This window comes from Mucilaginibacter metallidurans (genome assembly GCF_003286435.2).
GTDB classification, from domain to species: Bacteria; Bacteroidota; Bacteroidia; order Sphingobacteriales; family Sphingobacteriaceae; genus Mucilaginibacter; species Mucilaginibacter gossypii.
In genome coordinates, this window is sequence record NZ_CP043449.1 from 1,699,071 (window position 1) to 1,714,999 (window position 15,929).

General features: G+C 44.9%; 9 protein-coding genes. 3 read left to right on the forward strand and 6 right to left on the reverse strand.

Features of this window, described 5'->3' with window-relative positions; translation table 11 throughout:
- Positions 1-133: 133 nt before the first annotated feature.
- From DIU38_RS07545 to DIU38_RS07570, 6 genes are all read right to left on the reverse strand, one after another.
- Positions 134-1,576: a DNA/RNA non-specific endonuclease gene (locus DIU38_RS07545; RefSeq protein WP_112654254.1), complete on the reverse strand. Its 1,443-nt coding sequence runs from the start codon at positions 1,574-1,576 to the stop codon at positions 134-136.
- Between the two features lie 439 nt (positions 1,577-2,015).
- On the reverse strand, positions 2,016-4,874 hold the full coding sequence (locus DIU38_RS07550; protein ID WP_112654253.1) for a M16 family metallopeptidase: 2,859 nt from the start codon (positions 4,872-4,874) through the stop codon (positions 2,016-2,018).
- Between the two features lie 369 nt (positions 4,875-5,243).
- Positions 5,244-6,689, reverse strand: a complete 1,446-nt coding sequence (locus DIU38_RS33855; protein ID WP_243770790.1) for a TolC family protein — start codon at positions 6,687-6,689, stop codon at positions 5,244-5,246.
- Between the two features lie 12 nt (positions 6,690-6,701).
- Positions 6,702-9,866, reverse strand: a complete 3,165-nt coding sequence (locus DIU38_RS07560) for an efflux RND transporter permease subunit (protein ID WP_112654252.1) — start codon at positions 9,864-9,866, stop codon at positions 6,702-6,704.
- 76 nt (positions 9,867-9,942) lie between these two features.
- Positions 9,943-11,085 carry an efflux RND transporter periplasmic adaptor subunit gene (locus DIU38_RS07565; protein ID WP_112654251.1) on the reverse strand — a complete coding sequence of 381 codons (1,143 nt, stop codon included), beginning with the start codon at positions 11,083-11,085 and terminating at the stop codon, positions 9,943-9,945.
- A 117-nt stretch (positions 11,086-11,202) separates the two neighbouring features.
- Positions 11,203-11,604: a hypothetical protein gene (locus tag DIU38_RS07570; protein ID WP_091162714.1), complete on the reverse strand. Its 402-nt coding sequence runs from the start codon at positions 11,602-11,604 to the stop codon at positions 11,203-11,205.
- Between the two features lie 250 nt (positions 11,605-11,854).
- Between DIU38_RS07570 and DIU38_RS07575 the strand changes: the two genes are divergently transcribed.
- From DIU38_RS07575 to DIU38_RS07585, 3 genes are all read left to right on the forward strand, one after another.
- Positions 11,855-13,468, forward strand: coding sequence for a Na+/H+ antiporter (locus tag DIU38_RS07575; protein ID WP_167516105.1), 1,614 nt, complete (start codon positions 11,855-11,857; stop codon positions 13,466-13,468).
- A gap of 59 nt (positions 13,469-13,527) precedes the next feature.
- Positions 13,528-14,871: a deoxyguanosinetriphosphate triphosphohydrolase gene (locus DIU38_RS07580; RefSeq protein ID WP_208057561.1), complete on the forward strand. Its 1,344-nt coding sequence runs from the start codon at positions 13,528-13,530 to the stop codon at positions 14,869-14,871.
- Between the two features lie 125 nt (positions 14,872-14,996).
- Positions 14,997-15,899, forward strand: a complete 903-nt coding sequence (locus DIU38_RS07585) for a helix-turn-helix domain-containing protein (protein ID WP_112654250.1) — start codon at positions 14,997-14,999, stop codon at positions 15,897-15,899.
- The last annotated feature ends 30 nt before the right edge of the window (positions 15,900-15,929 follow it).

A 15,929-nucleotide genomic window follows, 5' to 3' on the forward strand; every position in this document is an offset into this window, starting at 1 on the left:
AGTCAATGTGTTATAATATTGAACTTCTGAAAGTTGAACACTCCTTTTTCAAAAATTGAACACCCCCGAAAAAGCCAACAAAAAAGCCGGAAATATTTACACTCCCGGCTTTCCTTTTTCAATTACCAATTTCTTATGTTCCCGAAGCTCCGGTATCTACCTTAACTTCAAGCGCTGTCCTAACCGCAGTTGGCAGGTTTGAGAGCAGGGTATAACCGGTTGCTGTTTCAATATCTTTGATAGTTGTTATGTACTTGGTCCAGTCGGAGTTGATGGTGTTAACATTAGGGGTATTCACCGCGATAACCCTGGTTGAAGCGGTAACCCTTGCAACGTCGCCATCACCTTTAGGTATGATCAGCGCAACTTTCCAAACGTTCCCTGGTACGTTTACATGGCCATCATTGATAGTATTTGCAGTTCCGTTTGAACCTGTACCTCCTGTACCATAGCTGCCCATAATAATGTAAACCTCGTTACCGGCAGCCACTTGCTCGCGCAAATAATTTTCAAGATTGGCCCAGGTTTGCTGGTTATTTTGCGGGGCCTGCGGTATCATATTGGTCATCAGGAAGGTTGAGGAATTAGCGTTGGCTGAACTTGTGCGATCGGCCGAGGGACAGTTATGACCCCTGTCGAACCCACTGCCCGAATAGCTGTTGCTCTCCACCTGGTACCAGCCGGCAGGGATCCCGCTCCAGCCGGCAAAATTATCCAAACGACCAGTCGCATTAGTGGTATTGGTCGCATCAAGGTGCCAGCTTACCCAGTTTGGCTCGCCTTTGGTAGCGTTGTATGATTCTACATAATACTTCTGGTCTATTAGGTAGTTATCCATTGAGGCTAGTGTTGAAAGTGCATTTGAGGGGTTACCGAAAAGCAGGTTGCTGTTATCGCCGCTTGCAGGTGGCGCATCAGCCCCGGCGGTAACGTCCCTTGGTGTTGCAGAATTTGATGTGCCGGTAGTGTCGCTGCCGCCGGTATCAGGTATGCCAACGGTGATGCCCGGATCGCCGGTACCCTTAAAGGTAATATCGTCAATATTGATGCGGGTTGTGCCAGCTTTTTTGATCTCAAACCTAACTTTACCCGTAACGCTCACTTTAAATGAGTCGGTTACCAGTGTGGTATTGGTTTCAGTAATATCGGTACCTACCTGCGTGTAATTCGCCCCGCCGTCTGTCGACATTAGCAACTGCCAGGTCGATGTGGCATCGCTGCCATATTTACCGTGTTTAATGTATAAAGTAGTAAGGCCTTTGATATCAAAATTCATCGCGATATCCCCGGTACGCAGCCTTACAGATTTACTGCCATCTTTAAGGTCGGCAGCGAGATTGCCTATCAGGGCATCGCTAAAATTCCAGCTTCCGGTGCTTAGGGTTACATCGGCTGCTGCGTAGGCGGTTTTACTGCCCTGTTCAAAACCTTCGGTAATGGAATAAGGAACCGGGGCAGGAGGGCTTGCTGTAGTATCGCCGGTTTTGGGCGGGATAGGCGAGTTTTTAAGGTCTTTGGAACATCCGGCAAGGGTTAAAGCTAAACCCAGGCCAATAAGTAGGTTGTTAATTTTCATAATGTTGTTTTTTATGATAGATAGATACAATGCATAGCAAATGCGTTTACGCTGCGTAAATTTTAAAACCGGAAAGATTTAGGAGAACTAAAAGAAACAGGAATACGCATTCACATGCTCCTGTTGGGATATTATTGTGCCATTACAAGGCCGGTGCACTGCTTGCACTCAAATAGTTAAAACTTAAATATTAACACCACCGGCTTTGGCAGTTGCCATATGCACTATATCAACCTTTCAAAATTGAACTTTGTGTATTCAATTTAGGTTAAATCAATGTTAGTAAATAGGTTTTGAATAGTAACTTTTCAGTTGCAAAGCAATGGTATAAACAACACCCGTAGGGTTGTAGCTTTATTATAAATGATTGATTTTTAAAATAAAAAACCTTTATACCGGTTAAGGTATAAGGGTTTTATCCGCCTGTTGTTATGTTAATTTATTGTTTTGGCTTGCCATCAGCATCAAGTTCAACAATCGGGTAGCCCAGTTTTTGCAGGCCCGGATAGATCCTTGCCTTATCGCCGACAACCAAAATGATCATGTTGTCGGGATTGAGGTATTTTGAAGCAAGGCTATTGATCTCGGCTGGAGTAATGGTAGATAAGATCTTGCTTTGCTCGTCAACAAAAGTAGGTTTAAGACCGTATTCCTGGATGCGCGACAAAAACGCCGCTTTTTGCGCGTTGGTTTCATAACGACGGGCATCACTCTGACCGATAGAAGTTTGGGTGAACTTCAATTCTTCGGGTGTAATCCCTGTTTTTTGATAATTGGTGATCTCCTTCATAAACTCAACCACCGAGCTATCGGTAGCCGTAGCCAATACGCCGGCCGCGGCGGTGAAGTCGCCGCCATATCTACCCGAACTGAAAGATGAACGGGCACCATATGTCCAGCCTTTTTTCTCACGCAGGTTAAGATTGATGTGACTGTTGAATGCGCCCCCTAAAATGTAGTTGGCTATGTTCAGCTTATAATAATCGCCTGTTGCATCATAGTTTAGTTTATCCAGATACCCGATACGGATCTCAGATTGTGCCGCGCCCGGGATATCAACCAGGTATAGCGTGGTTTTATCAAATGTTTTACCCTCAGCAGGAGCCGGGATGTTCACCTTTTTATCCTTCCAGGTATTGAGGAAAGCGAGTGCGCTTTTTGCAGATGCCTCGCTAACATCGCCTACCACAACAATTTTGGCTAACGATGGCGAAAAGTTTTTATCGTAATAGTCCTGAACATCCTGCAACGTTATACCTGCAACAGTTTCTTCATTACCACCTGCAGCGTAAGTGCGCACGTTATCGGTACCATAAAGGATTTTGCTGTACACTGTGCTGGCTACGCCTGCAGGTTGGGTTTTAGCTTGTTTAAAGCCTTCCAAAGTTTGCTTCTTGATCCTGTCGAGCGCGTCCTGGGTGAATTTAGGGTGATATAACCTTTCTTCGAGCAGGGACATTGTTTTGCCCAGGTTTTTGGTGAGTGATGATACCTCAGCATCAATCTGATCTAAACTGGCATAAAAAGTGATACTGCTACCCAGTTTATCCAATTCGGAGTTGAAATCTTCGGCAGTGTATTTCTGCGTTTCTTCATTCATCATGCGGCCGACAATACCTGCCAGGCCTGCTTTTGATGGATCATTGATGGCAAACAAGCCACCGCCTTTAATAGAGATCGACATAGATACCGATGGGATCTCGTTATTTTGCGTACCGATGATATTGATACCATTTGATGTATTGGCTGACCATATAGTCGGAACTTTAATGGCCGGGTTAGGGCCAACGCCAGGTTTTGCAGTACGATCAAAACTATCTTTAGGCTTATGATAGGTTAAACCATTATAACCATAATCCGGTGCTTTGTAACCTGTGGTATCAACAGTAAAATTATCGGGTGCTACAGGCTGCATATTACCGCCTTTAGGCAATACGCTTAATATTACCGCCGGTTTTCCTTTAATGTACTGGTTGTAAACGCGCATCACATCCTCTTTGGTAACCGCGCGGATAGCAGCAAGTTCGCGGCCAATTTGGTTGGGGTTACCGGTAAATGTTTGCGCCTGAGCCAGTTCAGATACTTTACCGCTTACGCTCGATAAGCTGTTGATATAATCGGCTTCGGCGGTGGCTTTAAAGCGGGCCAGGTCATCGTCACTTACACCTTTTTTCTCAAACTCAGCTAATGACTCGTCTACCAGTTTTTTCGCGTCGGCCAAAGTTTGACCAGGGAAAGGTATAACCCGCATGCTGATCTCACCGGCCAGTTCGGTATTGGACGAACTCATGGTGGCCTGTGCCGCCTTACGGGTTTTTACAAAGTTTTTGTAAAAGATAGAGTTACGGCCCTGGCCAATGATGGCTGACAAAGCATCAAGCGGCGACATGTCTTTATCATAGATCTTTACGCCAGGATAGCTTACAGACAACAAGGGGAACTTGGCGTAATTATCTGTGTAGGATACATACCTGTCGGCTTTTAACACAGGTGCAGGTAAAGACATATTCTTTACCACTGGCCCTCTTGGGATCCCGCCGAAATATTTGCTCACCCAGGCCAGCGTTTGTTTGGGGTTAAGGTCGCCGCCAATGGTTAGCGTGGCGTTATTAGGGCCGTACCATCTCAGGAAAAAGTTTTTAAGATCGTTTACGCCTACTTTATTCAGCTCCTCAATATAGCCAATGGTAAGCCATGAATAGGGGTGGCCGTATGGATAAAGTGTTTTTGAAGCATACTGACCAACTAAACCGTATGGGCGGTTATCATAGTTTTGCCCGCGTTCGTTTTTTACGGTTGCACGCTGCACCTCAAATTTTTGCTGGGTAACAGCATCGAGCAGGAAGCCCATCCTGTCCGACTCCAGCCAAAGCATTTTTTCCAGCTGATTGGCCGGTACGGTTTCATAATAGTTGGTACGGTCGCGGTTAGTTGAACCGTTTAGGGTACCGCCGGCTTCGGTAATGATCTTAAAATGATCGCCATTGGCTACATGATCAGATCCCTGGAACATCATATGCTCAAAAAAGTGGGCAAAGCCCGATTTACCGATCTCCTCACGGGCCGAACCTACGTGATAGGTGATATCCACGTGAACCAGCGGATCGGAGTGGTCTTCGGCCAAAATAACCGTAAGGCCATTGGGTAATACATATTTTTCATAGGGGATCACCAGCTCGGTCCCCTTACGGGTAACCTTTTCAATAAGCTTTGGTTGCGCGGCGGTTTGGGCAACCGCGTTAAACGCCAGTACAGCAATTGATGGAGTGATCAATGCGTGCTTTAAAAGTTTGATCATTTGTGTTAATTGTTTAAGTATTAGTCAGTCAACCGATGTTTTCTTTTGTAAACACCGGAACCACTATATTAAGCAATTTATACTACCGGTTAATATTGTTGCGATGTAATTTGATTTGTGTAACGGATTTGTGACGGCAGTGGTAAATGAGGCTTTTGCAATTCCCTCCCTCGGGAGGGGCGCGGAGGATAAGTGCGATAGCAGGGAGGGGTTTATACGCCTTGCAAACGAGCAGGCATACAGAAGAAACCCCTCCCTACACCCTCTCAAGGGAGGGAATCGCACATTCCCAAGCTTTTAACGACTCAATAGAAGCAAAAAATGGATGCCTAATAAGGTATCCATTTCTAATTAAATTATGTTTGTATCTTACCTCCAGCCGCCGCCTACAGCCTGGTATAAATTAACCGAGCTTAAGAAAATATCCCGCTTAATACCGGCCAGCTCAAGTTCGGCATCAAGTACGCTCCGTTGCGCGGTGATGATCTCCAAATAATTGGCCCTGCCAACAAGGTATAAATCGTTAGCTACGGATAAAGCATTGTTTAGCGATTGCAGCTCCTGTTGTTTAAATTCAAAAGCACGGTTAAAATTCTCTATCCCGCTCAAATTATTCTTCACTTCCTGGAAACCTGAAAGGATACTTTTTTGATAATTGTACACCGCTATTTTCTGCTCGGCTATAGTCCGCTCATATTCGGCTTTGATTGCTTTGCGGTTAAAAATAGGGGCGGTAATGCCTCCTAAAATACCATAGGTAAATGAAGTTGGGTCGAATAACAGGTTTGCCCTGAAGCTGTTATAACCCACATAGGGAGTTAAAGTTAAAGTAGGGAAAAAGTTGGCCCTTGCCGCTTTGATGTCGGCATTCATCGCGGTAAGCTCCAGTTCGGCAGAGCGGATATCCGGCCTGTTTAACAGCATTTGCGACGGAACACCAGTACCAACTACCACAGGCAGTTTAATTTTCATGATAGAAGTGTCCCGTGTTACTGTTCCGGTATAACTTCCGGTTAAAAAGCGGAGCTGATTTTCGGTTTCGGTAATCTGCTGGCGGGTGGTAAACTCCAAACCTTTGGTACGGGCCAATTGCGCCTCAAATTGCTGTACGGCCAACTCTGTAGCACGGCCGCCCAGTTTTTGGATTTTAACGATTTCCAGGGCATGCTCCTGTAGCTTAATATTCTTTTTGATGATGCCTAATTCGGTATCGTAAGCCAGTAACTGGTAATAAAGCCCGGCAATTTGGGCTGTAAGGGCTGTTGTTACCAGGTGGTATCCGCTTTGACTGGCCAGGAAACGGGCAAAGGCGGCCTTTTTCTGGTTATTCAGCTTGCCCCAAAGGTCAACCTCCCATGAGCTTTGAAAGCCCAGGAAATAGTTAGGTACAGGATTGGGGATATGCTGATCGCTATTGATGTTGTTTGAAAAATTGGTGTCGTAATTACCTACGCCGTTTTGGGTATAATCACCATATTTTTCAACCCCTGCGTTGGCGGCAAGGTTTATGGTAGGGAAAAGCTTTGAGGCGTTGAACCGTAGATTGGCCCGCGCGGCTTCGACCCTTTGCAGGGCGCTTAACAAATCGGGGTTTGCTTTAAGGGCTGTGTCAATGAGGTTAACGAGCCTCTGATCGGCAAAAAACTGGCCTATTGGTAAGGCTGCAATTGTTGTCGTATCAGTACTGTTATTGAATGACGACGGCAGATTAGCGGCCACTTCCTGCCCCGTGACCGGTTTGTAGCTTTTACAGCCGGCCATGATCACCATCAAAAGTGCTGTATTGAGTATATAGAAAATTGCTTTTTTTAGCATTGCAGATCTTGATTAATTATTAACGATATCGAGCTCATGGTGAGCTACTTCTGTGGCTGGTTTTTGCTTTTTATTGCGTTCGGCCAAACCCGCGAAGATGACATATAAACCCGGAATAAGGATCAATCCGAAAATAGTTCCCATCAGCATACCTCCGGCAGCAGCGGTACCTATCGACCGGTTACCCATTGCACCGGCGCCACTTGCTACGCAAAGCGGTATCAAACCGGCAATGAATGCCAGCGATGTCATAAGGATTGGCCGTAAACGGGATACTGCACCTTCAATAGCGGCTTTTAGCACGCTCAATCCTTCTTTTTGCCGCTGGATAGCGAACTCAACTATCAGGATGGCGTTTTTACCTAACAAGCCGATAAGCATTACCAGTGCCACCTGGGCATAAATGTTGTTTTCCAGCCCGGTGATCTTCAGGAAGAAGAACGCGCCGAAAATACCTGTAGGCAATGAAAGGATAACCGGAAGCGGCAGCAAAAAGCTTTCATACTGGGCAGCCAGCAACAGGTAAACGAATATCAAACAGATCACAAAAATGTAAATAGCCTGGTTACCGGATAGGATCTGCTCACGAGTCATACCCGACCATTCAAAGGCATAGCCTTTCGGCAATTTTTCTGCAGCGATACGCTCAATGGCTTTGATGGCGTCGCCACTGCTGAAGCCTTTGTCTGCATCGCCGGTAACCATGGCCGATGTATACATATTATAGCGGGTGAGTTGCTCGGGGCCGAAAACCTTCTCCATTTTAATGAATGTGGAGAACGGCACCATTTCGCCTTTATCGTTCTTAACCTGCAGGTTTAAAACATCCTCGGGGCGCGAACGGTATTCGGGCGAGGCCTGTACCATCACCTTATACATTTGCCCGAAACGGATGAAATTGGAAGCATAGAAACTTCCCATCAATGTTTGCAGGGTCGACATTGCTTTATCAATCGTAATGCCCTTTTGAGCCGCTGTTTGCTGGTCGACAGAGATCATATACTGCGGGAAGTTAGGATCAAAGCTGGTGAAAGCTCCGGCAATTTCCGGTGAAGCGTTAAGCGCATTTACAAAGTTTTTGGTTACATCGGCAGCTTTCTGCAAATCGCCCTGGCCGCTTTTATCAAGTACCCTTATCTCGAAACCGCTGGCGTTACCAAAGCCCGGTACGGTAGGCGGGGGGAAGAACTGAATGGATGCATCGCCGATATTCTTCGTTTTCGCAGTTAGTTCGGCAATGATATCATCCAATGATTCACTGCGCTCATCCCATGGTTTAAGGTTGATCATGGCCATGCCGTACGAGGCACCGGCAATCTCATTCACCAAACTGTAACCCGAAAGGGTTGAAACCGATTCGATAGACTTCATCGATTTGGTTTTGGCTTCAATCTCTTTCAGCACCTGTTCGGTACGCTCAACTGTAGCACCTGCCGGGGTGGTTACGTTCACGTAAAGCATACCCTGGTCTTCAGTTGGGATAAAGCCCGTTGGCAAAATAGCGCTGGTACCCCAGGTAAGGATAAAGAAGCCTGCCAGTAATAGCAAAGTAATTCCCTTGCGCGGCGACAGGTAGGTCATGAAGGTTGAATACCTGTTCTGTAATCCATCGTACCGTTTATTGAAACCGCCAAAAAAGCGCTGCATCAAACTTTTCTTTTTTGAAGCAGGGCTATGTTTCAGCATGATAGCACAAAGGGCGGGGGTAAGCGTCAAAGCATTGACGCCCGATATCACAATGGAAATAGCCAGCGTAAGCGAAAACTGCCGGTAAAATACCCCAACAGGCCCCGACATAAAGGCCACCGGCACAAACACCGCCGACATGACCAGTGTGATAGCCACAATAGCTCCACTGATCTCGCGCATGGCGCTAATGGTAGCATCCATGGCGTTCATGTGGTTTTCGGTCATTTTTACGTGTACGGCTTCAACTACTACAATCGCGTTATCCACCACAATACCGATGGCTAATACCAATGCGAAGAGTGTGAGCAGGTTGATGGAAAAGCCCAGCATCTGCATAAAAAACAGCGAACCGATGAGGGCTACCGGGACCGCCAAAGCCGGGATCAGTGTAGACCGGAAATCCTGCAGGAAAATAAATACTACAATGAAAACCAGGATAAAAGCCTCAACCAGCGTACGTAATACTTCATGTATGGATGCATCCAAAAAGCGCGATACATCATAGTTTACGTTAAAGGTCATCCCGGCCGGAAATGAGCTTTCCTTAAGCTCGGCCATGCGGGTTTTAATGTTGTTGATCACCTCGCGGGCATTTGAGCCGGGGCGTTGTTTTATCATGATTGATGCCGAGGGCTTGCCATCAGTATTGGATACCATACTGTAGGTTAGGGAACCGAATTCAACATCAGCAATTTCTTTCAATCTTAATACCGAACCGTCTTCCTCGGCGCGGATAACAATGTTTTCATATTGTTTAGGCTCGAAGAATTTGCCCGGGTAGCGCAATACATATTGCAGCATTTGCGGGGTTTTATCCGAGCTTTGGCCGGTTTTGCCCGGCGCGGCCTCCACGTTCTGGGCACGGATGGCATCTATCACCTCATCGGTTGATACCTTGTAGGCCATCATCCTGTCGGGCTTAAGCCATACCCGCATGGAGTATTCTTTGGCACCCATGATCTCGGCACGGCCTACACCATCAATTCGTTTAAGTTCCTGTAAAACGTTGATATCGGTGAAGTTATAAATAAACTTTTCGTCCATGCTGGTGTCCTGGCTCATGATGTTCAGGTACATCAGCATACTGTTTACTTCTTTTTCTGTAGTAACACCGGCTTTGATAACTTCTTCCGGCATTTCGTCAATAATGGTGGCTACGCGGTTTTGAACGTTCACCGCGGCCTGGTCGGGGTCAACCCCAACGTTAAAGTAGATCTGGATCACCGTTAAGCCATCGTTACTGCAAACGGTCGACATGTAGGTCATCCCCGGCACGCCGTTAATAGCACGCTCCAACGGGGTAGCCACGGCCTTGGCACATACCTCGGCATTGGCACCGGTATAGTTGGCCGTTACAGTTACCGATGGCGGCACAATATCAGGGAACTGTGTAACGGGCAGCGTGATAAGCGCCAGCACACCCAGCATGGTAATTATCAATGAGATAACAAGCGACAGCACTGGCCGCTTTATAAAAGTTTCGAACATAGTTTGTTAGGGTAAGTGTACAATAAACCCGCGCCGCGCGTTTTACGCGGCCGGAAAAAGGAAACATCAGCAATAATTATTTCATTGCCAGCAATGAGTCTTTTGCCATTTTCCTTGGTTTAATGATCATGCCGTCACGTACGTTCTGCGCTCCCTGGTACAAGATCCTGTCGCCTGCTTTCAGGCCGTCTTTCACAATATAATAGGTAGAAAAACGGGTTTGCGGCGAAAAAGCCTGCATGTGCAGTTTATTATCCTTATCAACTATGTATACGTAACTTTTATCCTGGATATCAAATACCGACTGCTGTGGCACCATGACTACGTTATTGGCTTTGGTAGATATGAAAAGCTTACCGGTAGCACCGTGCCTCAATAGCTTGCTCGGATTAGGGAATTTTGCCCTGAAATTGATTGAGCCCGTTTTTTGCTCAATTTCAGCCTCTACTGTTTCTATTTCGCCCTGGTAAGGGAAGTCCAGGCCATCTGCTAATACCAGCTTAACCTTATCACTTGTTTGGCCGGGAGCTGATTCCTTTTTGCGGATATATTGCAGGTATTCATTTTCCGGAAAGCTAAAATAAGCATACATGGAGCTTATATCAGACAAGCTGGTAAGCAATGTGCCTTCATCAATCAAACTGCCCGATTTAAGCGGGATCCTATCGATGATGCCATCAAACGGCGCATGGATGTAAGTGTAAGCCAGTTGGTCTTCGGCGCTTTGTACCATAGAGCGTGCTTCTTCAATGGTTGCCCGATCTGCGCTCATTTTTGATTCGGCAACTTCCAGTTCAGACTTAGATATTACTTTCTTGTCAACCAGTAGTTTAACCCTTGCTACCTCAAGTTCGGTTGCTTTGGCAGCGGCCACGGCATTACTTAACGCGGCCTTAGCTTTTGACAGGTTTACTTTAAATTCCTGGTCGTTAAGTTTAAATAAAAGCTGGCCTTTTTTAACCTGCTTTCCCTCATCGATATATATTTTTTCGAGGAAGCCACGAACGCGTGAGCGGATCTCGATATTTTTTTGTGCCTGGATATCGGCAACGTATGATTTTTGAAGAACAGTATCCTGCGTATTTAACGTAAGTACAGGTAGCTGAAGCGTATCGGAAGCGGCAGCTTCGTTATTGGTTTTGGCTTTGGTTGAGCAACCCGTGACAAGTATGCCGGCGGCCATGGCCAGCAGGGGTATATAAATGATGATCTTTTTCATTTTTTTCCGGATAGATTACAGGCATAGCAGTGCTAATCACGTACTGTTAGCCAATGTTAAAATTTGATTTATAAAAACATGGATTTGCCGCAAAGGGCATCTGAAACGGAAAAGGGATCAGAACGGGCTGAGCCTGAAAAGGAAATTGTAATATGCAGGCAAAAAGCCTTTGATGGATTTATTCTGGTTTTGTCGTTTTTCGACTAATGATATAATATCGGCAAGTGAGGCCTGCTGACCAGGCATTAGTGCTGATGAATAATTTACCCGGCTGGGTAAAAAGCGTATGATGGTACGGTTATGGTGAGCTTCGTTAGTATCCGAATCGGGTGAATCATCCTGAACTTCCTGCTGCTGAATTTGACCGATGATCCTTTGATGGGTGCGGGAAATTAAATCGGCAGCCTGGCCGGATTTTTTGTAGTGGGTTAAAATTGATTCGGCGTTAGCAGGGGCTACAGCTATTGCAAGCTGGAAAAAAAATAATGCGAAGAATATTTTTTTTATCGTCGGCGCCATGATTGCGAAAATACTAAAATATTTGAAGCTATCGAAATAGGTTTGTATTTTTTTTGATATAAAATGACTTTATTTTTATTTTTTGTTGCTGTTTTTTAGGATTTTATCTTTTTATAACTCAATTTTTACTTCGGTAGTTTTATTTAATGATTTCATAACAGCAAAAACGATTATTTGTTCATGTTTTCTTAATACTGGTTAATAATATAGCTTGCAAGCTTAACTCAACGAATAATTGTATTTTAGCTACATGCTGCATCACGTTATTATTCAATGTGCCTGCCTGTTGGTAGTTATCCTTTTTGTGGTAATGCTTGGGCAAAAAATCAAAATAGCTTATCCCATACTATTGGTTTTAGTCGGTTTACCTCTTGGTTTCGTTCCTTTTCTAAAAGGTATCGAAATACAGCCCGATCTGATCTTTGTTATTTTTCTGCCGCCTTTGTTGTATGAATCGGCCTGGAACACTTCCTGGAAGGATTTCTGGAAATGGCGCAGGGTGATCTCCAGCTTTGCATTTTTGATCGTTATTTTAACATCATGTTTAATCGCGGTTGTGTCAAACAGCTTTATCGCGGGCTTTACCCTGCCCCTGGGTTTTTTGCTCGGAGGGATCATTTCGCCACCCGACGCGGTGTCGGCGAGTACTATCCTGAAAAATATAAAAGTGCCTAAGCGCTTTATTGCCATTGTTGAGGGTGAAAGCCTGCTGAACGACGCATCAAGTTTAGTGATATTCAGGTTTGCGCTTGCCGCGGTTGTTACCGGTAAATTTGCGTTAGGACAGGCCACGCTAAGTTTTGTACTGGTGATTGTAATGGGTATCGTTATAGGATTGGCAGTAGGTTTGGTTTTTTATACCATACACCGGTGGTTGCCAACTACGGCCAATATTGATATTATCCTTACGTTTATTACACCGTATGCCATGTATATGGCGGCCGAAGAGTTTCACTTTTCGGGCGTGCTGGCTGTAGTAAGCGGCGGTTTGTTCCTGTCGTCACAACGGCACGTGATATTAAGTTACCGCAGCCGGTTACAGGGGGTTAATGTTTGGGAAACAGTAGCTTTTGTTTTAAACGGGTTTGTGTTTATCCTGATAGGGTTAGAGTTTCCGGTAATTATCAAGGCGCTTGGGCCCGATGGCTTGAAACCGGCGATAAATTATAGCCTTATTATAACCGGTGTACTGATACTGGCCCGTTTGGCCAGTACTTTTGGGGCCTCTGTATTTACCGTATTCATTAGCCGTTACATCACTACAGCCGATCCGAGCCCGGGTTGGAAGGGGCCATTATTGTTAGGCTGGGCAGGGATGCGGGGTGTGGTTTCGCTTGCCGCCGCCTTGAGTATCCCCGAACTTTTGCCGTCGGGCGCCGCCTTTCCTCAACGCAACCTCATCTTGTTTATCACCTTTGTAGTGATCATGTTTACCCTGGTGGTTCAGGGCCTTTCGTTGCCCTTATTGGTGAAGTTTGTAAATATGCCCGATCGTGATTACATAGGTTCGCACGAGCAGCAAAAGCAATTAGTCAGGAAGAAGTTATCGAAGTTGGCATTACAAATACTTGAAGATAAATATGCCGACAGATTAGACGGTAACGATATGATCAAAGCATTTAGGTTAAGATTGAGTGCCGATATGGAACTGCTGAAAGACTGGGAAAAAGATGGCAGTGAACAACGCGCCGATAATTTTTATCATGACTACCGCGTAATTTTAAATGATGTAATGGACCAGCAGCGGGCCTTGTTACTTACACTGAATAAAAAAGAAAACATTAGCGATGATATTGTAAAGCAGCAATTGGATCTGCTGGATTTGGAAGAAGAGAAATTAAGGCAGCATTTTGAGGTGGTGTAGCCTATTATTTCTTTCATGCATAATGGCTACTTTTGCCGCTCTATATACATCAAACTATAATGAACTGGGATCAACTGTTATCGGCAAAACGCTGGGGTTACGAGGATAAATATATTGCAAACCATATCGATGCACGATCGGAGTTTCAGCGGGATTACGACCGGATCATTTTTTCATCACCCTTCAGGAGGTTGCAAAACAAAACCCAGGTATTCCCTTTACCCGGAAGCATTTTTGTACATAACCGGCTTACCCATAGTTTGGAAGTAGCCAGTGTGGGCCGCTCGTTAGGGCGGATGCATTTTAACAGGATGCTTAAAGAAGATCCGGATGTAGAAAAGAAATATCCGCTGATCAGTGAGATCGGCAATATGGTGGCTGCCGCCTGCTTAGCCCATGATCTGGGTAATCCCGCCTTTGGCCATTCGGGCGAGTCAGCCATTTCACATTATTTTGCAGAAGGAGCAGGTAAGGATTATAAAGACACTGTTACCGCTCAGCAATGGGATGATTTGACGCATTTTGAAGGCAATGCCAATGCCCTGAGATTATTAACGCATCCGTTTGCCGGTAAAGGCCGGGGGAGTTTGGCATTAACTTATTCAACCATCGCTTCTATTGCAAAATACCCGTGTTCATCTGCCGCCGGGCATAAAAAGGGTATCATCTACCGAAAGAAATATGGTTTCTTTGCTTCCGAGCAACAGGATTTTGAAAAGATAGCCAATGATTTGGGTTTGATCAGGGTAGAGGGAGATGAACTTATTTACAAAAGGCATCCATTAGTATACCTTGTTGAGGCGGCTGATGATATTTGCTACAATGTCGTTGATCTGGAAGATGCCCATCGCCTTAAAATACTCTCCTATGAGGAAGTGAAAGCATTGCTAATGCCATTGTGTACTATTCCCAGGATGGAAGAGCGACTGGAAGAGTTTGATGATACTGATGCTAAGGTGGGATATCTAAGGGCAATAGCCATAAATACACTGGTAAATCAATGCTCAAATCTGTTTTATGACAAACAAGAAGAGATCATGAACGGTGATTTTAATTCGGCGCTGATGGATGCGATTGAAGAACCACTCCGGTCTGCCATGAAAGCGATCGAAAAGGTTTCTGTAAAAAAGATCTACAACTATAGTTCGGTAGTGCAAAAGGAAGTTGCCGGTTATAAGGTAATGGGTGGTTTATTGGAAGAGTTTGTCCCTGCTTATTTAAAAAATAATTCAAAATACCACGAGAAACTGATCGAACTGATCCCTAAACAGTTTTTAACCAAAGCCAATGACGATTATTCAAAGATCCAGACCGTTCTTGACTTTGTTTCGGGCATGACGGATCTGTACGCTGTAGAATTGTTTAGGAAGATTAAAGGAATTTCGTTCCCGTCGATGAGCTGATATACACGAATGCCTTTGCAAGGTGTTTATAATTGTATCGAATTACACGAATTATATCAAATAGCTAATTCGTGTAATTCGATTCAATTCGTAATAATTCGTGTAAATAATTATTATTGCTCACTATGCCGAAAGAGATCCGACCTGTACAGATGCATACTATGGAGCAATTGCTTGCTCCGCTTGGTGTTACCAATCAGTATAAAGGCCTGCATGTGATGTCGTTTAATCCGGGGGACATTGAGGTGCCTATTTTGCATCCCTTCCGGTCAGATCATTTTTTTTTAACGCTTGTTCATGAAGGTGAGTTATCAATCAGTGCCAACCTTTTGGAATATAACTTAAAAAGAAACAATATCCTGATGGTAGCCCCCAATACCGTTCGCCAGTTTCTGAATGTTTCGCCAGATTGCAGGCTTACCTCGATCATATTTACCTCGGCGTATTTATCTGCTACCAGTATCCACACCAAAAACGTAGAAGCGTTTGATTTTTTATCATCGCAGGTAAATCCGTTACTGGTTATTGACCAGGAGGCGGCCGATACGCTTATACCAATTATGAAAATCCTCGAAAGTAAAATGGATGTTCGTAATGATCTGGCATACCAGGACGAAGTTGTGTTAAGCATTTTTACGGGTTTTATTTATGAGATAGGTGCCTTATATCAAAAGCAACAAAAAATAGCGGAAGTAAAAGGTACGCGTAAAGAAGAACTGACTTTTAGGTTTTTAAAAATCCTTCCGCAGCATTTTAAGGAAGAAAGAAGCGTGCAGGCTTATGCTGCCATGCTCAATATCACCCCTAAATACCTTTCGCAAACTGTAAAGGAAATAACCGGTAAAACCGCGGGCGAGTTCATTGACGAGATTGTGATACTGGAAGCTAAAGTCGCCCTTAACGACCCCTCGTTAACCATAGCCCAGATTGCTGCCTATCTCAACTTTGCCGATCAGTTCTTTTTTAGCAAGTTTTTCAAAAAACAATGCGGTACCAGTCCCAGTAAGTACCGTCAAACGCCTTTATAAGCCTATAGCCCCCCTGGAGAAATTCTTCTC

Bases quoted from the DNA above. Each gene is read 5' to 3' on its own strand.
- DIU38_RS07560 (WP_112654252.1), bottom strand. From the start codon at position 9,866: ATGTTCGAAACTTTTATAAAGCGGCCAGTGCTGTCGCTTGTTATCTCA.
- DIU38_RS07575 (WP_167516105.1), top strand. From the start codon at position 11,855: ATGCTGCATCACGTTATTATTCAATGTGCCTGCCTGTTGGTAGTTATC.
- DIU38_RS07545 (WP_112654254.1), bottom strand. From the start codon at position 1,576: ATGAAAATTAACAACCTACTTATTGGCCTGGGTTTAGCTTTAACCCTT.
- DIU38_RS07565 (WP_112654251.1), bottom strand. From the start codon at position 11,085: ATGAAAAAGATCATCATTTATATACCCCTGCTGGCCATGGCCGCCGGC.
- DIU38_RS07585 (WP_112654250.1), top strand. From the start codon at position 14,997: ATGCCGAAAGAGATCCGACCTGTACAGATGCATACTATGGAGCAATTG.
- DIU38_RS33855 (WP_243770790.1), bottom strand. From the start codon at position 6,689: ATGCTAAAAAAAGCAATTTTCTATATACTCAATACAGCACTTTTGATG.
- DIU38_RS07580 (WP_208057561.1), top strand. From the start codon at position 13,528: ATGAACTGGGATCAACTGTTATCGGCAAAACGCTGGGGTTACGAGGAT.
- DIU38_RS07550 (WP_112654253.1), bottom strand. From the start codon at position 4,874: ATGATCAAACTTTTAAAGCACGCATTGATCACTCCATCAATTGCTGTA.
- DIU38_RS07570 (WP_091162714.1), bottom strand. From the start codon at position 11,604: ATGGCGCCGACGATAAAAAAAATATTCTTCGCATTATTTTTTTTCCAG.